Below are 22,629 nucleotides of genomic sequence, written 5' to 3'. Positions count from 1 at the left end.
GGCTAGTCCCCCCTCCAGGCCTTGAGGTCGAGGCCGTGGCAGTAGGCGCAGAAGTTGTTGGGCAGCGTCGTGTTGAACGCCTGCGCGTTCTCGGGGTCGCGCAGCAGCTTCATCTGATCATGATAGAACGCCTGTGCCTGCCGGGTCTCCTCCGGCGTGATCGCGTCGGCGCCGCGGTGGCAGTCGGTGCAGTTCGCGGCGGCGCGGCCGTCCTCGGCCTCCTCGCCGTGCCAGGGCACGAAGTCCTGGCCGTGGTCCGCCGGCGCGTGGCAGCGGTTGCAGCTCGCGTCGCCGTCGCGCCCGAAGGCGGTGAAGATGCGCGCGTCTACCGGCGGCCGGGCCCCTTCCATCTTAGCGGTCGCGTCGAGCACGGTCCGCTCCCCGTCGTGGCAGCTGGAACAGAAGCGCCCCTGGGAGGTCTCGGCGTGGGGCTCGAGCGCCGGATCCGGAGCCCGGCTGGGCCAGCTCACGGCCTCGTCCAGGCTGGCGTGGCAGCTCTCGCAAGCCGCCCCCTTGGCCCCCAGCGCCGCGAAGTGGCGCTCGTGGCTGAAGACGACGCGGCGCGCGTCCTTGGGGGCGAAGGTCTTTTCGATGTCCAGCGGCGGCCGCCAGTCCTTCTTGATCTCGAAGCGGCCGTTCTTCACCTCGACGAACTGCCCGGGCACGACGCGGCCCTCGAGCCCCGCCGGCAGGGGCGAGCCGTCCGAGAGGCCCAGCGCCTGCGTCTCGGGATCCACGGTCACCCAGAGGTAGCGCCCGCCCTCGGCCAGCACCAGGCCGAGCAGCAGCAGCAGCAGCGCGACCCAGCCCAGGCGCGAAAGCCTCATCTGGGCACCCCCTCACCGTAGACCCACACCTTGACCAGGTCCCGCACCTTGAAGCCCATCATGCTGGGCCGCTTCATTCCCCAGTCGCTGATCCGCGTCTCGAAGTAGCCCGCAAAGTAGAGCCGGCCGTCCGGCTTTTGCACCAGCTTTCCGGGGATCTCCAGCGGCAGCGTAACGCCGTGCATCGTGAGCCGGCCCTCCAGGACGATCTCGTCCGCCGCGGCGGCCGGGCGCACGCCCTCGAGCTCGAAACAGGCCTCGGGGTAGACGTCGGTCTCGAACATGCTGCGGGTGTGCTTGTCGCGCAGCGGTTCGCCCGAGTCCCAGGCCGTCAGGTCCACGCAGACGCGGCCCGAGGCGGCCTGCTGCCCGGGGTCCCAGCTCAGCGCGCCGCTCACCGCGGTGTTTTCCCCCTTGAAGGCGCCGATCGGGCCCTTCGCTTCGTAAACGATGCGGCCGCTGACGTCGTAGGCGTTCGCCGCCAGCACCGGCGCGAAGGCCATGATCAGCAGGAGCCACCATCCTTTCGTTCGCATCCACACTCCCTCCCCCACACAAACGTTCCTTCCCTTACAAATCCTAGGAGGGCGGCGTTAACGCCAGGTAAACACCGCCGCGGGGTCCAGTGGACCCCGCGGCGGTGCGGAAAGCAGGTGCACGATGGTGTCGGCTCAGTTGCTGCGCTCGATCTTGGCGGCCAGGAAGTTGCCGCTCTCGTTGACGTTCCCCTTCACCTCGACCCGGTCGCCCTCGCTGAGCTGGGCCCAGAAGTCGGCGGCGGAGACGTAGGCGTCGAAAACCTCGTAGACGGTGGCGTCGCTGACGACCACGGTGTAACTACCGAGCTGGAAGGTCATCAGAGCGGCGTCCACGCCGGTGGCCGGACCTTCGAGTTCGTGGTAGGCGTCGTGGCCCTCGCCGTCCATGCCGCCCCCCACCTCGATCTTGGTGGCGTAGTTGTTACCGTCGGCGTCGGTGGCGTCACTGTACTTCACCTCGACCCAGTCGCCGGTCTGAATCTGGTCGAAGCTGAGCGGGCCGTCGGGGTCGTCCTGCTTGACGATGGTGTTCGCGTCGGCCCAGAAGGTCTGGCCCGCCACGGTGATCTGCATCGCGGCCGTGTCGATGGTCTCGACCGGACCCTTGACCTCGCCGTAGCTGGAACCTTCGCCACCGTGTTCGTACTTCACCTCCACCTTGACCGCGTGCACCAGGGTGGCGTCGCTGGCGTCGAAGGTGCCCTTCACCTCGACGTAGGCCCCCTCCACGAGGGTGCCCTCGACGGTGGCGCCGCTGTAGTCGACGGTGAAGCCGGCCAGCTCGAAGGTCATCGCGGCCTCGTCGAGGTTCACCACCGGGCCGTAGAACTCGGCCTGCTCCCCGTCGTGATCGGAGCCGTGGTCGGCCGTCTTGAACTCGACCTTGCTGGCGGCGATCGTCATCGTCGCGGCATCGATCTGGCCCTTGACCTCAACGAAGGCGCCCTCGGCCGGGGTGCCCTCGACGGTGGCGCCGCTGTAGTCCACGGTGTAGCCCCCGAGGTCGAAGGTCATCGCGGTCGTATCCAGGTTGGTCGCGGTGCCCTTAACCTCCACCTGGCCGTACTCGGGATCGCCGGAGGTCACCAGCTTGCGCTCGATGCGGGTGGCCAGCACCGAGCCGTCGGCCTGGCGGGTGCCCGAAACCTCGACGTAGTCGCCGGCCTGCAGGTCGGCGAGGGCCAGCGTGGTGTAGGTGTCGTCGGGGTTTTCTTCGTAGATGCGGGTGAGCGCGTCCACGCTAACGGTCTGCCCCACCAGGGTGAGCTGGGAAGCGGCGACGTCGACGCTCTCGATCGGACCCTTGACCTCGATCTGGACGTCCACCGACTGCACCGCTACGGTGCTGCCCTGGCTCACGCCCTGGGCGTAGATGAACATGCCGGGCCGCACGCTCGTCTGGGCGGCGTCGCCGTTGACGGTCACGCTGGCCGACGACAGGTCGAGCGCCTGGCCCGAGAGCGTGGGGTTCGTGTCCGTGCCGCCCACCACACCCGCGAGCGTGACCGACGTGGCGGTGTTCGCGCCGGGCTGGGTGCCGCAGGCGGCGAGCACCAACAACGTGGTGAGTGCGAGTAAACCTTGTACTCCTTTGATCCTCATCTTGAACCTCCAGGTTACAGCCTGGGGCGGCGAGGTTAACAGGAGGTAAACGGAGCCCGACCCGGCGGCCGCCGGGTCGGGTGCGCACGGGAGGGTGCGGGGTTCAGCGCTTTTTGAAGACGAGGTTGCCGCCGCTGGTGCGCCAGGCGTTCATGCCCCCGGGCACGTCGTAGACGCGCGTGTACCCCATCTGTACCAGGGTCTTCGCGGCCATCCGGCTCATCGCCCCGCTGCGGCAGTAGAGCACGATGGGCGTCGTCTTGTCCTGGGGGAGCCGGTCCGCGAACTCGGGCAGACGGTTGTAGGGCAGGAGCAGGTCGGTGCCCGGAATCTCGCCCGCGTAGGGGACGTGCACGTTGAGAAGCACGAAGCCGCGTTCCTCCTTGGGCGTCTCCAGCAGCTTGCCGAGGGTGCTCACACTGATCTCGGCGTAGCCGCCCGCCGGCACCTCGGGAAGGGCCGCCGCGCCGGTGTTCCGGCCCGCCACCACCCAGACGGCGAGGGCGAGGACGCCGAGGACGAGCGCGGCCACCGCCCAGCGGTTCACGACGACGCCTCCAGCTCACGCTTCAGTTCCTCGAGCTCGGCCTCGACCGCGGGGTCGGCCAGCGCCTCCAGCTGCGAGGCCAGCTCGTCCTCGCCGTCCAGCTCGAGCAGGGCCTGGTGGCGGTCCTCCATCTGGGCCACCCGCTCGGCCATCTCGGCGAAGGCCTCGGCCGCGGGGTGGGCCTCCAGGTTCGCGCTCACCCGGCGCACCGACTCGGCCGCCTGCACGCTCTTCTGACGGGCGCTGAGCTGCTTCAGCTGGGCGCGCGCCTCGGTGATCTTGGCCTCCAGCGCCGCCAGCCGCTGCCGCAGGCGCGCCACGATCTGCTCCTGTTCCTGCGCCTGGGCGTTCAGGTCGTCGGCGAGGGCCCGCGCCTGGCGCGCCCGCTTGAGCGCCTCGCGCGCCAGCTCCTCCTGCCCCTCGGCCAGGGCGCGCTTGGCCTTGTCGCGCCAGACCGTCTCCATCTCCAGGTAGCCGGCGGCCTCGCGCTGCATCCCGCGCACCTCGGCCATCACCCCGGCGACCTCGCTCTTGGCGGAGCGGTAGGCCGACTTCATGTCTTCGAGCGCCTGGCGCAGCACCTTCTCCGGGTCTTCGGCCCGGCGCAGCAGGTCGTTCAGGTTGGCGCGGATCAACCGGCTCATACGGTCCAACAGGCTCATCGCATACCTCCTTCGTTCAGTTCGATCTCCAGCTCGTCGCGGCTCTTCATGCCGTGGTATTCCGTAAAGTCGTCGCTCATGGGGTTGTAGGCGAGCATGATTCCGATCTCGTGGCCCAGCCCCTTGGCCAGGTCGACGTCGAAGCGGTCGCCCGTCGTCAGCTTGCGGCTCCACTCGACGTAGGTCACCCCGCCCACCTCGCGGCCGGCGGCGCTCAGGAAGTCGCTCGTACCCCCCAGTGCGGTGTCGGCGGCGGGCTTGCCGGGTTCGGGAACGTAGCCGTCTTCGACCACGACCTTGCCGTCCACCACGGCCAGCATCCAGAGGTCGGACTCGAGCATGGCGGGGTGGGCGTGCCCCGGTTCACCGGCGCCCGGGCCTTCGATGCTCTCGAAGCCGAGCCCCAGCCAGCCGGTGCTGGGCGCGCTCAGCGCGGCGTAGAAGACGCCGTCCACCACCGACCAGTACAGCCGCATGCCGGTGTCGGTCTGCAGGAACTGCGCGTACTCCCCGTCGGCCACGATGCCGTCGACCTTGGGGGCGGAGGCCGCCGAGACCAGGCCCAGCAGCAGAACGATCCCCAGCAGGCGCTTCATGACCGGCCTCCCGTCGTGCCGCGCTCGAGCCGCTCCAGCGTCTGCGCGATGCGCGCCTCCGCCTTGCGGGCCTCGAGCTCGCTGCGGGCCGCCTCCAGCCGTTCGAGCAACCCTTCGAGCCGTTCCCGCTCGCTTCGGATCGCCTCCAGCCGCTCCCGGATCTCCTGCTTCTCGGTGAAGAGCTCGTGGGCGTCCATGCCCTGCTCGTCGAGCGCCTCCTCGGCGCGGCTCCCGAGCTTGTCGAGGCGCGCCTGCAGCCGCGCCCCCTCCCCGGCAAGGCCGGAGATGCGGTTCTTCAGCGCCACCACTTCGTCATCGAGCGCCCGCAGCTCGGCGACCAGGCCCGGTTCGGAGCGCGTCTCTGCGCGCTCGCCCCGGGCCAGCCGCTCGATCGCGGCGGCGTCCAGGATGCCCCGTTCGAGTCCGTCCTTGTAGTCGAGGTAGGTGTCGCGGTCGATCTGCCCCGCCGCGTAGAGCTCCGCCAGCCGGGCCGCCGGGTCCGCGCCCCGCGGCCGCGGGCCGGGCTCAGCGGGCAGGGAGACCCCGTGGTGCCTGCGTTTGCTGGATCCGCATCCCATAGTCAAACCTCCAGGTCGCGCGCCTGCTGACGGTAGGTCGCGCTGTCGATCTCGCCGGCCGCGTAGCGGCGGCGCAGGACGTCCAGGGCGTCTTCGCTGGGCGCCTTGCGGCCCTCCAGAATAGGCCCGCCGGAACTGATGCGCCACAACGCCCACAGCGCCACCAGCATCAGGAGAAAGAAGAAGATCATCACGACGCCACCTCCAGTTCCTCCACGACTTCGCGGAGCGCGGCCTCCACGGTCTGCGCCAGCCGCTCGAGCGTCGGGCTCGACGCCCCGGTGGCGAGCACGAAGGCCTCCTCGGGTCGCAGGAAGGCGACCTCGACGGCGCCCTCCGGGAGCTCGCGCAGGGCGACGGCGCAGGGAAGCACCGCCCCCACCCCGCGCTCGGCCTCGAGGGCCTCGTAGGCCAGCTTGGGGTTGCAAACCCCCAGCCGGACGTAGGGTTCGATCTTCTTGCCGATCTTCTGCTCGAGCACCTCGTGGAACGCGATGCGGCTGAGCACGCCGAAGCCGCGCTGCGCCAGCCGGCGCACCAGTTCGGTCTCGACGTCCTCGAAGCGGCCTTGAATGTTTTTTCTAAACGCTGCCATGTCGTCTACCTCCGAGTGCATTGAACGCGCCGCGTGTAAAGCTTCGGTAAAGGTACCCCGCACCGGTAGTGGGGTCAGGCCAGCTTGGCCCGGCGCAGGGCGATGGCGTTGAGCGAAACGACGACGGTCGAGAGGCTCATGAAGATCGCCCCCACGGCCGGGTTGAGCAGGAGGCCCCAGCCGTAGGCCACGCCGGCCGCCAGCGGGATGGCCACCACGTTGTAGCCGGTGGCCCAGACGAGGTTCTCGACCATCTTGCGGTAGGTGGCGCGGGCCAGCTTGAGGGCGAGCACCACGTCGAGCGGGTCGTTCTCGACCAGGACCAGGTCCGCCGACTCGATGGCCACGTTGGTGCCGGCGCCGATGGCGACGCCCAGGTCGGCCTCGACCAGCGCGGGGGCGTCGTTGATGCCGTCCCCCACGAAGGCGACGTGGCCCATCTGCTTGAGCTCGCGCACGATGCGCGCCTTGTCCTGGGGCATGACCCGGGCGTAGTAGCGCCGGATTCCCAGGTCGCCGGCCACCGCCTGCGCCACCGCTTCGGCGTCGCCGGTGATCATCACCGGCTCCACGCCCATCTCCTGCAGGCGGGCCACCGCGGTGCGGGCGCTGTCGCGCACCCGGTCCGCGAGCGCCAAGGCCCCGAGGACGCGCCCCTCTTCGAAGACGACGATCAGGCTCTCGCCGCGCTCCTCGGCGGTGGCCACGGCCGCGCGCACCGGATCCAGCTCGAGCCCGAACTCGCCGGTCCACTCGGGCCGGCCCACGTAGACCTTGCGGCCGTCGATCGTGCCCACGACCCCCTGGCCGGGCACCGCCTGAACCTCATCGGCGGCGGGCAGCTGGACGCCGCGCCCCTCGGCGGCCTCGACGATCGCGTCGGCGAGCGGGTGGGAGCTCTGACGTTCGATCGCCGCCGCCAGGGCCAGCAGCTCGTCTTCCGTTACCGCAGCCGCGGCCACCCGGCTCACCGCGAAGCGGCCCTCGGTGAGGGTGCCGGTCTTGTCGAAGGCCACGACGCGGATGTCGCGGGCGCGCTCGAAGGCCTCGCGGTTGCGCACCAGCACCCCGTTCTTTGCGGCCAGCGCGGTGGCGTTGACGTTCACCAGCGGGATGGCCAGCCCCAGCGCGTGGGGGCAGGCGATGACCAGCGTGGTCACGGCGACGCCCAGCGCGAAGTCGAAAGGCTGCCCCAGCGCCAGCCAGACCCCGAAGGCTCCGCCGCCCACCACCACGGCGACGTAGAACAGCCAGGAGGCGGCGCGGTCGGCGAGGGCCTGGAAGCGGCTGCGCGCCTGCTGCGCCTCCTTGACGAGGCGCATGATCTGCGAAAGGGTGGTGGCCTCGCCGGTGCGGGTCACCTTCACCTGGATCACGCCGTCGTTGTTGATGGCGGCCGCGACCACCTCGTCGCCCGCCTGCTTTTCGACCGGCTTCGACTCGCCGGTTAGGAAGGCCTCGTTCAGCGTCGTGCGCCCCGAGACGATGACGCCGTCGGCGGGCACCTGCTCCCCGGGCAGCACCATGATGACGTCGCCCTCACGCAGCTCGCCGACCGGCACGTCCTCGACCTTCTTCCCCACCACGCGGTGCGCGGTGGTGGGCATCAGCTTGGCCAGCGCCTCGAGCGCCCCCTGGGCCTGCTGCACGCTCTTCATCTCGATCCAGTGGCCGAGCAGCATCACGTCGATCAGCGTCGCCAGCTCCCAGTAGAAGGGCTTGCCGGGAAAGCCAAAGGAGACGGCCAGGCTGTAGGCGTAGGCCACGCTGATGGCCAGGGCGATCAGGCTCATCATCCCCGGGACGCGGTGGCGCAGCTCGCGCACCGCCCCCTCGAGGAAGGGCCCGCCGCCGTAGAAGTAGAGGATCGAGCCCAGCACCGGGCCGACCCAGCGCCCCCAGGCCACGTCCCAGGCGGTGTATCCCAACCAGGCCTGCAGCTGCGGGGAGAAGTAGAGGATGGGAACGGTAAGCACGAGGCTCAGCCAGAAGCGGCGGCGGAACATCTCGGGGTCGTGCCCCGCGTGCTTGTCGTGACCGCCGTGATCGCCGTGTTCGCCGTGACCGGCGTGGTCGGCCTGGGCGCCGTGCCCCTCGTGGCCTTCATGCCCGGTGTGGTCCGCGTGGTCGGCGGGCGCCGCCGCGTCGTGATCCTTGTGCCCGGCGTGCTCGCCGGTGGGTTGTGCGTGCGCGTGCTCCTTGTGCGCCGCGTCGTCGTGTTGGTGGTCCTTCATGCGGTCTCCTTTGCCGATACCCACCCCTGGGGGGGTGGGGTATCCCTGCCGTCCATAGCTTAAACCAGGCCTCTGAGAAACCTCTAACGTACCTTGGCTTCGGGGCCGCGGCCGCGGTACGCGTCGATGAAGACGGCGGCCGCTGCGGGGTCGAAGGGGTCGAGAACCAGCTTCTTCTGCCAGGCGGTCAGCACCACCTTACCGCCCAGGCCTTCCATGGGTGCGACGACGATGCCGTCCATCGGCCCGGCAAAGGTGCGCGCCCACGCCTTCAGCAGCTTGAGGGTTCCGGGGTCGGCGGCGTCGTAGTAGACGACGACGTTGCCGTGCTCGAGGTTGTGCACCAGCCGCTCCGTGGACTGGGGCTTGGTGTAGAAGCCCGGCTTGAGGTCGTAGGGGCTGTGCGGCCCCGAGGTGGGGGCGGGCTCGCCGTAGCGGAAAGCGGCCCCCGGCTGCAGGTGCGCCGAGCCCAGCGAGGGCTGTTCCTCCACCGCCAGCTCGAGCCCCTGCCCCTCGGCGAGGTAACGGTCGAAGCTCGAAGCCGCGGCGCGGCCCTGCCAGAGGGTGTACCCGCCCCAGACCGCCAGGGCCACCAGGGCGATCGGAAACCAGGGCAGGCCGCGCCGGCGCGGCGGTTCGAACCCGCCGGCCCGGCGCGCCTTGCGGCTGCGGTCCTTCTTGGCTTTTTTGCTGGCTTTCTTACCCATCAGCCCTCCTCCTCGAAACGAACGATACCCATCATCCCCAGGTCCTCGTGCTCGAGGATGTGGCAGTGGTAGACGGCGTTGCCGGCGAAGTCTTCGAAGCGCACCCGGAAGCGCACCGAGCGGTTCACCGGGACCAGGACGGTGTCCTTCCAGGCGCGCAGCCGTTCCGGGCGGCCGCCGCGCGAGACGATCTGGAAGGGGTTGGTGTGCAGGTGGAAGGGGTGGTCGAGCACGCCCATGTTGGCGATCTCCCACTCCTCGACGGTGCCCAGGCGCACGCGGGTGTCGATCCGGCCGGGGTTGAAGACCTGGCCGTTGATGGTGAAGACCATCCCCCGCCCCGGCCGCATGCTGTGGCCCAGCACAAAGCGGCGGCGGCGTACCGGCACGCCCAGTTCGGGCACCCGGCCGGTGCGTTCGGGCAAGGGGAGCGCGGTCTTGCGCTTTCCCCGGTAGACCAGGTGGGCGAGCGGCCGCGGGCGGGTGTCGCCCCGCGCGCCGCCCATCATGCCCCCGCCCATCCCCATACCGCCGTTTCCGCGGTTGTAGGGCAGGGTCCAGAGGGTGTAGCGCCCGGGCTTGCGGTCCCCGCGCACGAGCACCTCGGCTCGCTCGCCCGGGGCGAGCAGCAGCTCGTCGAGCTCGTAGGGTTCTTCGAGCGCGCCGCCGTCGGTGGCGATCAGGTAGAGCGGGTGGTCGTCGAGCTTCAGGCGGTAGAAGCGCGCGGTCGAGGCGTTGAGCAGCCGCAGGCGCAGCAGGCCGCCCTGCTCGAGGCTCCACTCGGGCTCCACCTCGCCGTTCACCGTCACCAGCGAGCCCTCGCGGCCGCGCACGAACTCCATGGGGCTGGGCGGCGGCACCCGGCCGCCGGCGACCTCGAAGTCCTTGAGGACGGCGAACTGCTCGCGCGCCGCGGCCACTTCGGGCACCTCGTCGAGCTCGCCCCGCACCACGAAGAGGCCGGCCATCCCCAGGAAGACCTGCTTGGCCACCAGCCCGTGCAGGTGCGGGTGGTACCAGAAGGTGCCCGCCGGATGGTTCTCGGGAATCTTGAAACGGTAGGTCAGCCGCTCCCCTTCGGGAATCTCCAGGAAGATGTTGTCGGCGTTCCCGGTCGGCGGCACGTGCAACCCGTGAAAGTGCAGGTTCGTGGGCTCCGGCAGGTTGTTGCGGAACCGGAGCGTGACCTCGTCCCCCGGCCGCACCTCGATGCGCGGCCCCGGCACCCGGCCGCCGTAGCTGAAAAGGCGGGCGCTGCGGCCCGCGAGGCGGGTGGGCCCGAACCGGGCCTCGAGGTCCACCTCGATCGCCCCGCCCCGGCTCACCAGCACGTCGGCGTCGGGGGCCCGGGTCTGGGCCCGGGCCGGGAAGCCCAGGCCCAGGCCGACCAGGCCGGCGCTCATGGCCAAAAAGGTTCTGCGGTCGTGCTTAGCTGTCGTCACGTGGGGTCTCCGTAAGCGGAACGTCGGTCACGCAGGTGGGGCTGTTGGCGAAGGTCGTCAGGGTCTTGCGGGCCTCCAGGCCGTTGTAGCGGGCGGTGAAGCTGTACCGCTTGCCGCGCGGCAGCCAGAGCTCGACGAAGCCGTTGGGCAGCAGGGTGACCTCGCCCTCCTGAACGACCTGGCCGCCTTCGTCTTCTACGCGGATCCAGACCTTCTCCCCCGCCAGCTCCCCCTGGCAGCTCGACATGAAGTGAACCTCGCAACGGTGGGTGAAGCTGACGTAGGGCGCCACGGCCACGACCATGCGGTCCTTCGGCAGCGGCACCTTCACCTCGCGGCTCTCGCTGAGGCGGAAGACGACCGCCTCGGGGGTGACGTAGCTCTGCACCCCCTTGCCTTCCGCCTTCCAGGTGTTGGCGAGCGCCATCGCCTCCTCGGCGTCCGCGCCTGCGAGCGCGCTTGCGAAGGGGTCTTGATCCTTGGGGCCGAACGTCCACCAGACCAGCACCAGGCCGGCCAGCAGCAACGCGACTGCCGTATATCGTTTCATGTCTGGCAGGTTAGGGAAGGAGTGTTAAGCTTTTGCAAAGGGCAGGGTGAAGCAGAACTCGGCCCCCTCGCCGGGGCGGGAGCGCAGCTCGATCTGCCCGCCCATGGCCTCGACCAACCCCTTGGAGACCGTGAGCCCGACCCCGCTGCCGCCCGAACCGCGGCTGCGGGCGGCGTCGAGCCGGAAGAAGCGCTCGAAGATACGCTGCTGGTAGGCCTCGGGGATGCCCGGTCCGGTGTCGCGCACGCAGATGCGCGCGAACTCCCCGGCAGACGCGAGCCGGATCTCGACCCGGCCGCCCTTGGGGGTGTGGCGCAGCGCGTTGGAGAGCAGGTTGGCGAGCACCTGGTCCACCCGGCCGGCGTCGGCCCGCACCGGCGGCAACCCCTCGGGGGGAAGCTCGAGCCGCAGCTCCACCCCCGCGGAGGCGAAGACACTGGCGAAGCGGTCGTGCGCGGCGCGTACCAGTTCGGCGGGGTCGTGGGAGGCCAGCTCCAGCTCGACCGAGCCCGCCTCGACCCGGGAAACCAGCGAGAGGTCCTCGACGAGGCGGCGCATCGCCGCCACCTCGCGGCTGATCGCCTTGGCCACCGCCTCGGGCGGCATCACCCCGTCGGCCGCCGCCTCGGCGTAGCCCAAGAGCGCCGCCAGCGGCGTGCGCAGCTCGTGGGCCACGTTGCCGATCAGCTCGACCCGGGTCTGCTCCACCCGCTCCAGCGCCTCGGCCAGGTTGTTGAAGTGCACCGCCAGCTCGGCGAGCTCGTCGCGCCCCTCGACGGGGAGGCGCAGCCGGTAGTCGCCGCTCGCCATACGGCGGCTGCCCGAGGCCAGCAGGTTGGCCGTGCGGGCCAGCCGGCGGCTGACCCAGTAGGCCGTCACCGCCGCCAGCAGCGCCGAAAGCGGCAGCGAGACCAGCAGCGCCGAGGTGAGGGTGGCCGAGAGCCCGTTCTCCAGGTCGACCCGCAGGCTCTCGACCATCGGACCCATCCCCATCATCTGCACCACGTGCACCATGCGGGCCACGTGCTCGGCGAAGAAGCGGGGCGCGAAGAACTCGACCAGCACGAAGACCGCCGCCTCGGCGATGACCACGACGAGCAGGTGGCTGAGGAACAGCTTGGGGAAGAGCTTCATTCCGTCTCTTTGAAACGATACCCCACGCCGCGCACCGTTTCGATGAAGCGGGGCCGGTCGGGCTCGTCGCCCAGGCGCTTGCGCAGCGAGGCGACGTGCACGTCCACCACCCGCTCGACCCCGAAGAAGTCGCTGCCCCAGACGCGCTCGAGCAGGCGCTCGCGGCTGAAGACCATGCCCGGGTGCTGCGCCAGCGTGAGCAGCAGGTCGAACTCCAGCTTGGAAAGCTCCACCGGCCGCCCCGCCAGGTAGACCTCGCGACTCCCCGGCACGATCTCGAGCTCGCCGTAGACGAGGCGGTCGTGCAGGCCGGAGCGGCGCAGCAACGCGCGCACCCGCGCCACCAGCTCGCGGGGGCTGAAGGGTTTGGTAACGTAGTCGTCCGCGCCCTCCTCGAAGCCGCGCACCCGTTCCTCCTCCTCGCCCCGGGCGGTGAGCATCAGAATGGGCAGGTCGGGGAGGTCGCGCCGCAGGTGCCGCGCCACCTCCAGCCCGTCCATCTCGGGCAGCATCAGGTCGAGGACCACCAGGTCGGCGGCGGGGGCGAGCGCCAGCGCGCTCACCCCGTCGGCCGCCTCGCTGAGCTCGTAGCCCTCGTGGCTCAGGTAGGCCCGGAGGATCTCCCGGATCGCCGGGTCGTCGTCCACGATCAGGATCTTGGCCAAACCCTACTCCTCCAGGTCGCGCTTCATGCGTTCGTAAGTCTCCTTGTCGATCTCACCGCGCGCGTAGCGCTTGCGCAACAGCTCGAGGGCCGCGTCTTGCTTGCTGGAGCTTCCGCCCTGGAAGCCTCCCTGGCTGGCGATCTTCACCAGGGTGTAGATCCCCCAGGCGATCAGCGCGAACCACAAGAGGCCCCAAAGGAAGCCCCAACCGCCCATTCCGTAACCGGGTCCCCACCATCCCATCATGCCTCATCACCTCCTGGATCAAGGGTGGACCCGCAAGGTAAAGCTTCTGTAAAGCCTCACTCGAGGGGCACCAGCTCGATGCTCCAGGCTTCGCGGCCGCCCGAGACCAGCACGGCGAGAAAGCGCACGCTCACGTCCTCGCGGCCCAGCAGGAAGAGGGCGCTCCGCTTCATCCGCTCGAGCTTCCAGGGGCGGATGCTCTCGAGCGGCGTGCCGTAGCGACCCGAGGCCCGCTGCTTCACCTCGGCGAAGACGGGCTCGCCCTCGTGCTCCATCCAGAGGTCGATCTCGCCGTAGGGGGTGCGCCGGTTGCGGGCCACGAGCTTGTACCCGCGCGCGAGCAGGTGCTCGAGCGCGGCGTCCTCGGCCCAGCGGCCTTTCACGGGATCAGAGGGGCAGGCGTTCGGCGTCGGCCCAGAAACCTTCGAGGTCGTAGTACTCGCGCGCCTCGGGGCTCATGATGTGCACCAGCACCGGGCCGTAGCTGAGCAGCCACCAGCGGCTCGAGGGCCCCTCGACCGCGTCGGGGCGGATGCCCTCGTCGCGCAGCTTCTCCTGGACGTGGTCCTGCAGCGCCTGCAGGTGGGGCTGGCTGGTGCCGGTGGCGATCACGAAGTAGTCGAGCGAGTCCGAGACCTTGCGCAGGTCCAGCGCCACCACGTTCTCGGCCTTCTTGTCTTCCAGGGCTTGGGTGATCTTGGTGATCAGTTCTACCGCATCGATCGTCTTCACCATTCGTCCTTAGGGTACCAGATCGCGGCCCAGCACGATGACCACGTCGGCGTCGTAGTAGAGCCGGAAGCGCGAGATGAGCGGCAGGTGCACGGCCTCGGCGTAGTAGCCGCCGGCCGCGAGCGCGGTGTCCACCAGCACCTTGCTGGCTTCCTGCAGGCGGATGCGGCGCACCTCGGGCGCGGGCAGCGCCAGGCGCTCGAGCCCGCGGGCGTAGGCCTCGCCCAGCCCCGCGCCGCTGCCGTCGAGGATCAGCACCCGCGCCTCGGGCGCCGGCACCGAGGGGCGGGCATCGATGCCCAGGAAGGCCGCCAGGAAGGCGCGCCGCATCACGTCGTCGAAGACCAGGTAGACCCCCTCCTCGCGGGTGGGCAGGGTGGCCGTCTTCAGCTCCAGCCCGCGCAGGCCCGGCAGCAGCGCCAGTACCTGGCCCACGTCCACGTCGGTCTCCATGTCGGCCCAGAAGTCGCGCACCAGACCCGGCACCCGCGGCCAGTTGGCGGGGCTCGCGGCCCGCTTCATCACCTGCAGCACCACCTCCTTGATGCGGTCGAGACGGCTCAGGTCGTCGCCCACCCAGCCGCGGAAGCGCATGTAGCCCACGGCCTCCTGGCCGTCCAGGTGCTGCCGTCCCGCGGGGATGTGGATGTGCAGGTTCGCGGCGTTGTCGTCGTAGTCCATCGCGTCGGGCAGGTAGACGGTCACCCCCCCAACCGCGTCCACGGCGCGGGCGGCCTGATCCAGGGTGAGCACCGCGTAGTGGTCCACCGGCAGCCCCAGCACCTGCTCCACCGCCCGGGCCAGGCCCTGGGCCCCCTCGAAGCCGTAGACGGCGTTGATCTTGCCCTTGTAACCATCAAACTCGACGTAGGTGTCGCGGGGGATGGCCACCACCCAGGCGCGGTTTCCCAGGAGGCGCACGTAGAAGATGGTGTCGGTGCGGCTGCCGGGGCCGCAGGGGGTGGCGGGGCCGCAGTACTCGATGTCGCGCGCCGCCAGCACCAGGCTCAGCTCGGGCGCGCCCCCCGCCCCCTGGCGGGTCAGGGAGCGGCTCGCGTGCGGCCAGAGGGCGACCAGGACGCCCAGCGCAACGAGGGTGAGACCCAGCAGGATCAGGCGTCTACGCGTGCGCTTCGGCATACGCCTTCAGTGTACGGGGGTGGATGGGAATCCCCTTAGCCTTCAGGTAGGCCACCTTGCGCGCCACCGCCTCGGCGTAGGCCCCTTCCAGGTCGCCTGCAAGGGCGCGCTCGCGCAGGTCGTCGTTCACCCCGCGACCCGGCTCGCAGGTGTCGGCCACGTAGACGGCCATGCCGACGGGATTCGCCGGCGAAACGCCCCAGACGTGCCCCTCGATGGCCTCGAGCACCTCGGGGTCGGTCACCCCCCATTCGGCCGCGATCTTGCGGCCGGCGCAGCCGTGCAGGGCGCGGGGGTGGGCGGCCTCGACCTCGTTTTCGGGCGGGCAGAGGGCGAGCAGCTCTTCCTCCGGCAGCTCGCGCGCCACGTCGTGCAGCAGGCCCGCCAGGTAGGCGCGTTCGCCTTCGGCGCCGGCGGCCTCGGCGATCCGCCGCGCCAGCTCGGCGACGCGGACGATGTGGGCCCAGCGCTCCGGGGAAACCCGGGCGCGAACGCGCTCAGCGATCGTTTCGATAGAGGGCGTGCTTGGCAATGTAGACCTCCACCTCGTAGGGGACCAGATAGCGCACCGAACGCCCCTCGGCGATGCGGCGGCGGATCTCGGTGCTGGAGATGTCGTACCCGGGGATCTCGATGGGTCGCACCCGCTTGCGGAAGAAGGGGTCGATCCGGCTCAGGTCGTAGCCGGGCCGGCTCACGGCCACCATCCGCGCCAGCTCCACAAGCGCCTCGGGCTCGCGCCAGGTGGCCAGGTCGCGGTAGGCGTCGGCACCGGTGATGAAGAAGAGCTCGGCCCCCGGCCACAGCCGCGCGGCGCGGCGCAGGGTGTCGACGGTAAAGGTCGGCCCCGGGTGGTCGAGCTCGAGCCGGCTGGTGCGGAAGCGCCCGTCCAGGATCGTCGCCAGCACCACCATCTCGTGGCGCGCCTCGGCCGGGGCCACCGGCCGCTTGTGCGGGGGGCGGGCGGCGGTGACGAAGTGCACCTCGTCCAGCTCGAGCCGGTCGGCCGACTCGCTGGCGGCGAGCAGGTGCCCCATGTGCACCGGATCGAAGCTGCCGCCGAACAGTCCTATGCGCATCTAGCCCTCCGGAATGTACTCGAACTCGAGATCGCCGATCCGCACGGTGTCGCCGGCGCGCACGCCGCGCGCCTTCAGCGCCGCTTCCACCCCGCGGCGGCGGAACTCGCCCTGCAGCCACTCGGCGGCCTCGAAGAGCTCGCCGCGGATGCGGCCGATCAGCTGCTCCAGCTCGGGGGCGCGCACCTCGAAGACGCCCTCCTCGACCTCGTGCACCTCGAGCGCGGGCACCTCCTCGCGCACCCGCGGGCCCGGAGGGGTGACCGGCTGGGGGGCCGCCGGGAGCAGCTGGAAGAGGGCCTGCTTCAGCTCCTCCAGCCCCGCGCCCGTCACCGCCGAGGTGGGCACCACCGCGAGCCCCTCGGCCGCCAGCGCGTGCACCCGCTCCTCTACGGCGTCCCCGTCGAGCAGGTCGACCTTGTTGAGCGCCACCAGGCTGGGGCGCCGCAGCAGCCCGGGGTCGTAGGCGCCCACCTCGCGCCGCAGCGCCGCCAGCGCGGCCCGCGGCTCGCGGGTGGCGTCGAGGACGTAGAGCAGCAGGCGGGTGCGCGAGATGTGGCGCAGGAAGTCGAGGCCCAGCCCCTTGCCCTCATGAGCGCCCTCGATGATGCCGGGGATGTCGGCCAGGGTGAAGCGCTCCAGCTCGCCCTCGACCACGCCCAGGTTGGGGCTCAGGGTGGTGAAGGGGTAGTCGGCCACCTTGGGACGGGCGCGGGTGAGCGCCGCCAGCAGGCTCGACTTGCCGGCGTTGGGGTAGCCCACCAGACCCACGTCGGCGATCAGGCGCAGCTCGAGGCGCAGCCGGCGCTTCTCGCCCGGCAGCCCGCCCAAGGCGAACCGCGGCGCCTGGCGCGTGGAGGTGGCGAAGTGGGCGTTGCCAAGCCCGCCGTCGCCGCCTTTGGCCACGAGCGCCGTCTGCCCCTCGGTCACCAGGTCGGCGATCAGCTCGCCGGTCTCGGCGTCGTAGACCCGGGTGCCCAGCGGCACCTCGATGACCAGGTCCTTTCCGGCGCGGCCGTCCATGCCCTTGCCCTTGCCGTGCTGACCGCGCTCGGCCTTGTAGCTGCGCTTGGAGAGCTTGGCCAGCGAGTCGACGCCGGAGCCCGCCTTCAGGTAGACGCTGCCCCCGCGGCCGCCGTCGCCGCCGTCGGGGCCGCCCTTGGGGATGTACTTCTCGCGGAAGAAGCTGACGACACCGTCGCCTCCGTGACCGGCGGCGACGGTGATCTCGAGCGTATCGCGGAACATTTTATAGGCCCGGGGCTTCCCGGGCGGGGCCTAACCTTCGAGCGGACGAACCGAGACGTAGCGCCCCAGGCGGCCCTTGTCCTGGAACTCCACCACCCCGTCCACGAGGGCGAAGAGGGTGAAGTCGCGGCCCAGGCCCACGTTCTTTCCGGGCTTGAACTTGGTGCCGCGCTGGCGCACGATGATGTTCCCCGCCTTCACGACCTGGCCGCCGAAGCGCTTGACGCCCAGGCGCTTCGACTGCGAGTCGCGACCGTTCTTGGTGGAACCGAGTCCTTTTTTGTGTGCCATGGTCTACTCCTCGGCCTTCTCTTCCTCGGCCTTCTTCTTGCGCGCCGCCCGCAGGCGGATCTTCTCGACCCGCAGCTCGGTGAACCACTGGCGGTGGCCCTTCTTGCGGCGGTAGTTGGTCTTGGCCTTGAACTTGGCGACGGTGATCTTCTTGCCGCGCTCGGTGCGCAGCACCTCGGCCACGACCTTCGCGCCCTTGACGGTGGGGTCGCCCACCTTGACCTTGTCACCGCCGACCATCAGCACGTCGAACTCCACCTTCTCGCCCGGCTGGGCGTCCAGCTTTTCGACGCGCAGGATCGCGCCCTCTTCGGCGCGGTACTGTTTGCCACCGGTCTTGATGATCGCGTACATGAATGCGTCCTCCAAAAGGCCAGAAGGCCTGCCGACTTTTCATTGTAGCGGGCAGACCCCCTTTAATCAAGGAGCCTGACCGCCCGAGGAAAAAACCGGGGCCTGAGCCCCGGGTTCTGGTGGAGCCGAGGGGATTCGAACCCCTGACCTCCTCAATGCCATTGAGGCGCGCTCCCAACTGCGCCACGGCCCCAAGCAAGGGATAATCTACCCGCGGGCGCGCGGTTTGTCAAGCTGACACGCGCCTGCGCCGGGCCCCGCCGCGCCTGCGCGGGCGCGGCTCGGCGCGGGCGGCTAGAATGAGGGAGCCCTATCGAAATGAGGGTATCTTCCAGCCATCCGGCCTACCTCGAGCTGCTGGCCACGGGCGAGCTCGCCCGCCGCGTGGAGCGGGCGCTGGACGAGCTAAGCCCCTGCCGCGTCTGTCCGCGGGGCTGCGCGGTGGACCGGCGGGCGGACCGGATCGGCGTCTGCCGCATCGGCCGCCGCGCGCGCGTGGCCAGCGCCTTTCCCCACTTCGGGGAAGAAGAGGTGCTGCGGGGCCGGCGCGGCTCGGGTACGGTCTTCTTCGCCGGCTGCAACCTGCGCTGCGTCTTCTGCCAGAACTGGGAGATTAGCCAGAAGGCGGCGGGCGAGGAGCTGAGCGCCGCGGAGCTCGCGAACGTCTTCCTCTGGCTCGAGCGCCAGGGCGTCCACAACTTCAACTGGGTCACGCCCGAGCACGTCGTCCCCCAGGCGCTGGAGGCGTTGCTCATCGCCGCAGAGAAGGGCCTCAGGCTTCCGGTCGTCTACAACACCTCGGCCTACGACGCCGCCGTAAGCCTCGAGCTCCTGGACGGCGTCGTGGACCTCTACCTGCCCGACTTCAAGCTCTGGACACCCGAACTCGCCCGCCGCTACCTCGGCGCGGCGGACTACCCGGAGGCCGCCCGCGCGGCGCTGCGGACGATGCAGCGCCAGGTGGCCGACCTGCAGGTCGGCCCCGACGGCCTGGCCCGCAGGGGGCTGCTGGTGCGCCACCTGGTGATGCCCGGCCTGCTCGAAGAAACCAAGGCGATCCTAAAGTTCCTGGCCGAGGAGATCTCGCGGGACGTCTACCTCAACCTGATGGACCAGTACCACCCGGCCTACCGGGTCGGCGGGGAGCGCTACCCGGAGCTGAACCGTCGCCTGACCTCGTCGGAATACCGCGAAGCGATCGCCTACGCGCGTCGGCTCGGGCTCTGGCGCTTCGCCCGTTAAGGCCCCGCGGCCGCCCTCTCCGCCGCCGGAGCATACTTTATGGTGCAAATTACTTTTCTTTCACAAGTTTATCGGGTAGGCTGCCTCCAGGGAGGCTCGATCCATGCACACCCTTCTAGGTTCCGGCGGGCCGGTGGCCCGCGCCCTGCTGCCCCAGCTGCAAGCCAGCGGCCACGCGCTGCGGCTCGTAAGCCGAAACCCCCAGCCGTACGGCGAGGCCGAAACGGTGGCCGCCGACCTGACCGATCCCGAGGCGACCGACCGCGCCGTCCGGGGCAGCCGGGTCTGCTACCTGACCGTGGGCCTCCCCTACCGCGCCGCGGTGTGGGAACGCGACTGGCCGCGGGTCATGGAGAACGTGATCGCCGCCTGCGCCCGCCACGGCGCCCGCCTGGTCTTCTTCGATAACGTCTACATGTACGACCCCGAGCGGATGGGGCGGATGACCGAGACCACCCCCGTACGGCCGGTAAGCCGCAAGGGGCGGGTGCGGGCGCGCATCGCCGAGGCGCTGCTCAAGGCCATGGAGCGCGGCGAGGTCGAGGCCCTGATCGCGCGCAGCGCCGACTTCTTCGGCTACGGCAAGCCCTGGAGCGGGGTGCTCAACTTCCTCGCCTTCGAGCCCCTGAGCCAGGGGAAGAAGGCGATCTGGTTCGCTTCGGCCGAACAGCCCCACAACTTCACCTACCTGCCCGACGCCGCCCGCGCGCTGGCGCTCTTGGGCGCGAGCGACGACGCCTACGGCGAGGTCTGGCACCTGCCCAGCGGCGAGGCGCACACGGGGCAGGCGTGGGTGGAAGCGGTCGCCCGGGCCCTGGGGGTCGAGCCGCGGCTGCAGCTCGTCACGCGGCCGATGGCGCGGCTGGCGGGGCTGTTCAACCCCCTGGTGCGTGAAAGCGTGGAGATGATCTACCAGTACGACCGCCCCTACGTCTTCGACAGCTCCAAGATTGCCGAGCGCTTCGGGCTCGAGCCCACCCCCGCCGGTGCCGCCCTGGCCGAGGTGGCGCGGCAGGACTACGGGGTCGGCGGCTGATCGGGAACCCGTTCGCGAAGCCGGCGCTTCCGGGCCGCGCCCACCTTGACAAACCCCCGGTGGATGGGTAGATTAACCTTTGCTTGGGCCCGTAGCTCAGTTGGATAGAGCGGCTGACTACGGATCAGCAGGTCAGGGGTTCGAATCCTCTCGGGCCCGCCAGAGTTCGGAGCGCTCCCAGTCGGGAGCGCTCCCTTTTGCAAGCTTCAGGCGAAGTTGCGCGCCAGCAGCTCGGCCGGAGGCACGGGCCGCGAGAGGACGTAGCCCTGCACCTCGCGGACGCCGGCGGCGCGCACCCGCTCGAGGGCCTCGTCCGTTTCCACCCCTTCGGCCACCACCACCAGCCCCATGTCGAGTCCCATGGCGACGATGCCGCGAACCGCCGGAACGCCGCGTTCGTTGTGGGTGGTGAGCAGGTCGACGAAGCTGCGGTCCAGCTTCAGCACCTGGATGGGGAGGGTCACCAGCCGGCTCAGGTTGGAAAAGCCCGAACCGAAGTCGTCCAGCGCCAGCCGCACCCCCATCCGCCCCAGCTCCTCGAGGACGTTCCAGGGGGTGTCGTCGTGAGCGATGACCTCCTCGGTTACCTCGATCTCCAGGGCTCCGGCGTCGAGCCCGTGCCGCTCGAGGGTCGCGCTTACCTCCTTCAGCAGCTCGGGGACCAGCAGCGCGGGCGGCACGTTGACGCCCACCCGCACCCCCTCGGGGATGCGCGCGCGGTGGGCGGCGAAAAAGCCCAGGGCTCCGTCCAGCACGTAGTGCGTCAGCTTCATCATCCACCCGCGCTCGCCCGCGACCGCGAAGACCTCGAGCGGCGAGACCGGGCCGGAGGGGCCGGTGAAGCGCAGCAGCGCCTCGAAAGCGGAGACGCGCCCCCGCTCCATGTCGAAACGCGGCTGGAAGTGCAGCGCGAAGCCGGGGAGCCCCGGGGTGCGCAGCGCCGCCTCGATGGCGTTCTCCAGGCGCACCCGGCGCTTGAAGCGCGCGCGCAGACCGGGCGCGACGAAGACCACCCGTTTCTGGATCTTCGAGTCGTAGAGGGCCAGGTCGGCCGATTGCAGCAGCTCCTCCGGATCCTGGGAGTCGTCGGGGAAGAAGGCCACCCCGATGGAAGCCCCCGCGTGGGGGATCTCCAGCAGCGCCGCCCGGATGCGCTCGAGCGCGAACCCCGCCCCCTCGATCGTGGTGTTCTGCAGCAGGATCGCGAACTCGTCGCCCCCGATCCGCGCCACCACGTCGCTGGCGCGCAGGTGTTCCTGCATGATGCGGGCCGCCTGCTGCAGCAGCCGGTCGCCCGCCAGGTGGCCGAACCGGTCGTTGTAGCGCTTGAAGTCGTCCATGTCCACCATGGCCACGGCCAGCTTCCAGCGCTCGCGCTCGGCCAGCGGCAGCGCGGTGCGCAGGTGCTCGACGAAGCCGCGCCGGTTGAGCAGCCCCGTCAGCGGGTCGTGGAACGAAAGGTAGCGCAGCCGCTCCTGCGAGAGCAGCCGGGCGATCGCCGCGGCGATCAGCTCGGCGACCATCCCGAAGGCCCAGTTGGCGAGGCGGCGGTCTTCGGGCTCGGCCTCGAGCCGCACCAGGAGCGCGCCCACGAACGGCAGCACGGCGGCGGCCCGGATGCGCAGCGGGAAGAGGCCCACCGCCCCCTCCCAGGTCGGCTCGGCGGGCGCGCCGCCCTCCTCCAGCTCGTGCGCCCAGCGGGCGAAGGGGTCGGGGTCGGCCTCCCGCGGCGGGGCCTCCAGCCGCTGCACCAGGATGCGGTGGGTACCGTCGAGCTCCTCGGGGAGGCCGTTGCCGCGCGGGCGCCAGAGCACGGCCAGCTCGAGCGGCGCCAGCGCGCCGAACGAGGCCGTCGCGAGCGTCAGCACCTGCTTGAGGTCGTCCAGGGTGGCGCTCTTGAGCAGCTCGCGCGAAAGGTCGAGCAGGCGCTCCTCCAGCTCCGAACGCACCCGCTGCTGCCGCTCGAGCAGCAGCCCCCGGTGAATGGCCGAGCCCAACGCCGCCCCCGCCAGCGTGAGCACCTGGTACAGCTCCCGCGGCGGCGTGCGCCCCTCGGGGAAGGCGAGGTTGGCCACACCCAGGCGCTCACCCCCGGCCATCAGCGGGATGCTCAGGTGGCGGTTCAGCCCGCCCGTGAGCCGCAGGCGCTCCTCCTCGGAGCGCCCCTCCGCGGCGCGCATCACCCGCTCCAGCCGCTCGCAGGCCAGGAACTCGCCGGTGGCCTGGAGCCGCCCGCTGGCAAACAGCTCCTGGCAGGTGCAGGCCCCCTCGACCAGCAAAGCGCGCCCTTCGGCCTCCAGCCCCGGCGGCAGGTTGCGCGCCGCCGCCAGCCGGAAGCCGCCGTCCTCTTCGATCACCATCCAGCCCGTCTCCAGCTGAGCGAGCCGCAACAGGAACTCCAACCCCAGATCCGCGATCTCATCCAGCGTCTTGGCCTGATTCAGCTTCACCGACATGTGCAGAAGGTGCCTCCAAGCCCGTGGCGTGACCGAACGACGCATCAACCGCCGCCTTCGGCCTGCGGGCCGGGAGCCGGAGGCGCCACCGGCGGCACCGGAGGCAACGCCTGGCCGTGCGGGGGGT

General features: G+C 70.5%; 27 protein-coding genes and 2 tRNA genes. 3 read left to right on the top strand and 26 right to left on the bottom strand.

What is annotated here, in order from left to right; all coding sequences use genetic code 11:
• Positions 1-2 precede the first annotated feature (2 nt).
• From HNQ05_RS06825 to HNQ05_RS06705, 25 genes are all read right to left on the bottom strand, one after another.
• On the bottom strand, positions 3-827 hold the full coding sequence (locus HNQ05_RS06825) for a cytochrome c3 family protein (protein ID WP_147148122.1): 825 nt from the start codon (positions 825-827) through the stop codon (positions 3-5).
• Positions 824-1,363, bottom strand: a complete 540-nt coding sequence (locus HNQ05_RS06820; protein ID WP_147148120.1) for a YceI family protein — start codon at positions 1,361-1,363, stop codon at positions 824-826. Before HNQ05_RS06820 ends, HNQ05_RS06825 begins: the two co-directional genes overlap by 4 nt.
• Positions 1,364-1,498: 135 nt before the next feature.
• Complete coding sequence (locus tag HNQ05_RS06815; protein ID WP_147148118.1) at positions 1,499-2,968, bottom strand: DUF5666 domain-containing protein; 1,470 nt, start codon at positions 2,966-2,968, stop codon at positions 1,499-1,501.
• A 103-nt stretch (positions 2,969-3,071) separates the two neighbouring features.
• Entirely contained in the window at positions 3,072-3,515 is a 444-nt protein-coding gene (locus HNQ05_RS12335) for a rhodanese-like domain-containing protein (RefSeq protein ID WP_147148117.1), read from the bottom strand.
• A complete protein-coding gene (locus tag HNQ05_RS06805) occupies positions 3,512-4,177 on the bottom strand; it encodes a PspA/IM30 family protein (RefSeq protein WP_147148115.1) in 666 nt (221 codons plus the stop codon). Before HNQ05_RS06805 ends, HNQ05_RS12335 begins: the two co-directional genes overlap by 4 nt.
• Positions 4,174-4,773, bottom strand: a complete 600-nt coding sequence (locus HNQ05_RS06800) for a DOMON domain-containing protein (RefSeq protein WP_147148113.1) — start codon at positions 4,771-4,773, stop codon at positions 4,174-4,176. The genes HNQ05_RS06805 and HNQ05_RS06800 overlap by 4 nt, the downstream gene beginning before the upstream one ends.
• Entirely contained in the window at positions 4,770-5,351 is a 582-nt protein-coding gene (locus HNQ05_RS06795; RefSeq protein WP_147148111.1) for a hypothetical protein, read from the bottom strand. The genes HNQ05_RS06800 and HNQ05_RS06795 overlap by 4 nt, the downstream gene beginning before the upstream one ends.
• Positions 5,352-5,353: 2 nt before the next feature.
• On the bottom strand, positions 5,354-5,545 hold the full coding sequence (locus HNQ05_RS06790; RefSeq protein ID WP_147148109.1) for an SHOCT domain-containing protein: 192 nt from the start codon (positions 5,543-5,545) through the stop codon (positions 5,354-5,356).
• A complete protein-coding gene (locus HNQ05_RS06785) occupies positions 5,542-5,946 on the bottom strand; it encodes a DUF302 domain-containing protein (protein ID WP_183677685.1) in 405 nt (134 codons plus the stop codon). Before HNQ05_RS06785 ends, HNQ05_RS06790 begins: the two co-directional genes overlap by 4 nt.
• Before the next feature lie 74 nt (positions 5,947-6,020).
• A complete protein-coding gene (locus HNQ05_RS06780) occupies positions 6,021-8,180 on the bottom strand; it encodes a copper-translocating P-type ATPase (protein ID WP_147148107.1) in 2,160 nt (719 codons plus the stop codon).
• An 83-nt stretch (positions 8,181-8,263) separates the two neighbouring features.
• A complete protein-coding gene (locus tag HNQ05_RS06775) occupies positions 8,264-8,887 on the bottom strand; it encodes a thioredoxin-like domain-containing protein (protein WP_147148106.1) in 624 nt (207 codons plus the stop codon).
• Complete coding sequence (locus tag HNQ05_RS06770) at positions 8,887-10,329, bottom strand: multicopper oxidase family protein (RefSeq protein WP_147148105.1); 1,443 nt, start codon at positions 10,327-10,329, stop codon at positions 8,887-8,889. Before HNQ05_RS06770 ends, HNQ05_RS06775 begins: the two co-directional genes overlap by 1 nt.
• A complete protein-coding gene (locus HNQ05_RS06765) occupies positions 10,316-10,879 on the bottom strand; it encodes a CueP family metal-binding protein (protein ID WP_147148104.1) in 564 nt (187 codons plus the stop codon). Before HNQ05_RS06765 ends, HNQ05_RS06770 begins: the two co-directional genes overlap by 14 nt.
• Before the next feature lie 24 nt (positions 10,880-10,903).
• Complete coding sequence (locus HNQ05_RS06760) at positions 10,904-12,013, bottom strand: sensor histidine kinase (RefSeq protein WP_147148103.1); 1,110 nt, start codon at positions 12,011-12,013, stop codon at positions 10,904-10,906.
• Positions 12,010-12,678, bottom strand: a complete 669-nt coding sequence (locus HNQ05_RS06755) for a response regulator transcription factor (RefSeq protein WP_147148102.1) — start codon at positions 12,676-12,678, stop codon at positions 12,010-12,012. The genes HNQ05_RS06760 and HNQ05_RS06755 overlap by 4 nt, the downstream gene beginning before the upstream one ends.
• A gap of 3 nt (positions 12,679-12,681) precedes the next feature.
• Complete coding sequence (locus HNQ05_RS06750) at positions 12,682-12,924, bottom strand: SHOCT domain-containing protein (RefSeq protein WP_147148101.1); 243 nt, start codon at positions 12,922-12,924, stop codon at positions 12,682-12,684.
• A 56-nt stretch (positions 12,925-12,980) separates the two neighbouring features.
• Positions 12,981-13,307, bottom strand: a complete 327-nt coding sequence (locus HNQ05_RS06745) for a YraN family protein (protein WP_147148100.1) — start codon at positions 13,305-13,307, stop codon at positions 12,981-12,983.
• Positions 13,308-13,311: 4 nt separating this feature from the next.
• Positions 13,312-13,659, bottom strand: coding sequence for a ribosome silencing factor (gene rsfS, locus HNQ05_RS06740; protein WP_147148098.1), 348 nt, complete (start codon positions 13,657-13,659; stop codon positions 13,312-13,314).
• Positions 13,660-13,665: 6 nt separating this feature from the next.
• The gene (locus tag HNQ05_RS06735) at positions 13,666-14,796 is read right to left on the bottom strand and encodes an LCP family protein (RefSeq protein WP_147148096.1); all 1,131 of its coding nucleotides are present in this window, start codon (positions 14,794-14,796) and stop codon (positions 13,666-13,668) included.
• Positions 14,777-15,328, bottom strand: a complete 552-nt coding sequence (yqeK, locus tag HNQ05_RS06730) for a bis(5'-nucleosyl)-tetraphosphatase (symmetrical) YqeK (protein WP_147148094.1) — start codon at positions 15,326-15,328, stop codon at positions 14,777-14,779. Before yqeK ends, HNQ05_RS06735 begins: the two co-directional genes overlap by 20 nt.
• Entirely contained in the window at positions 15,294-15,875 is a 582-nt protein-coding gene (gene nadD, locus HNQ05_RS06725) for a nicotinate-nucleotide adenylyltransferase (RefSeq protein ID WP_147148092.1), read from the bottom strand. Before nadD ends, yqeK begins: the two co-directional genes overlap by 35 nt.
• A complete protein-coding gene (gene obgE, locus HNQ05_RS06720) occupies positions 15,876-17,123 on the bottom strand; it encodes a GTPase ObgE (protein WP_147148090.1) in 1,248 nt (415 codons plus the stop codon).
• Positions 17,124-17,153: 30 nt separating this feature from the next.
• Positions 17,154-17,414: a 50S ribosomal protein L27 gene (gene rpmA, locus HNQ05_RS06715; RefSeq protein WP_013457167.1), complete on the bottom strand. Its 261-nt coding sequence runs from the start codon at positions 17,412-17,414 to the stop codon at positions 17,154-17,156.
• Positions 17,415-17,417: 3 nt separating this feature from the next.
• Positions 17,418-17,768, bottom strand: a complete 351-nt coding sequence (gene rplU, locus HNQ05_RS06710; RefSeq protein ID WP_147148088.1) for a 50S ribosomal protein L21 — start codon at positions 17,766-17,768, stop codon at positions 17,418-17,420.
• A gap of 117 nt (positions 17,769-17,885) precedes the next feature.
• Positions 17,886-17,961: transfer RNA gene (locus HNQ05_RS06705), tRNA-Ala, on the bottom strand.
• A gap of 125 nt (positions 17,962-18,086) precedes the next feature.
• Here HNQ05_RS06705 and HNQ05_RS06700 point away from each other — a divergent pair.
• From HNQ05_RS06700 to HNQ05_RS06690, 3 genes are all read left to right on the top strand, one after another.
• Complete coding sequence (locus HNQ05_RS06700) at positions 18,087-19,010, top strand: radical SAM protein (RefSeq protein ID WP_147148086.1); 924 nt, start codon at positions 18,087-18,089, stop codon at positions 19,008-19,010.
• Positions 19,011-19,113: 103 nt separating this feature from the next.
• Positions 19,114-20,046, top strand: coding sequence for an NAD(P)H-binding protein (locus HNQ05_RS06695; RefSeq protein WP_147148084.1), 933 nt, complete (start codon positions 19,114-19,116; stop codon positions 20,044-20,046).
• Between the two features lie 85 nt (positions 20,047-20,131).
• Positions 20,132-20,208 (top strand) — tRNA-Arg (locus HNQ05_RS06690).
• A 44-nt stretch (positions 20,209-20,252) separates the two neighbouring features.
• Here HNQ05_RS06690 and HNQ05_RS06685 read toward each other — a convergent pair.
• On the bottom strand, positions 20,253-22,502 hold the full coding sequence (locus HNQ05_RS06685) for a putative bifunctional diguanylate cyclase/phosphodiesterase (protein WP_183677683.1): 2,250 nt from the start codon (positions 22,500-22,502) through the stop codon (positions 20,253-20,255).
• Positions 22,503-22,629: the final 127 nt, after the last annotated feature.

The sequence above is a fragment of the Oceanithermus desulfurans genome (genome assembly GCF_014201675.1).
Classification (GTDB): Bacteria; Deinococcota; Deinococci; order Deinococcales; family Marinithermaceae; genus Oceanithermus; species Oceanithermus desulfurans.
Note: the sequence above shows the minus strand (reverse complement) of the source record. Positions and strands in the feature narration are given on the sequence as shown.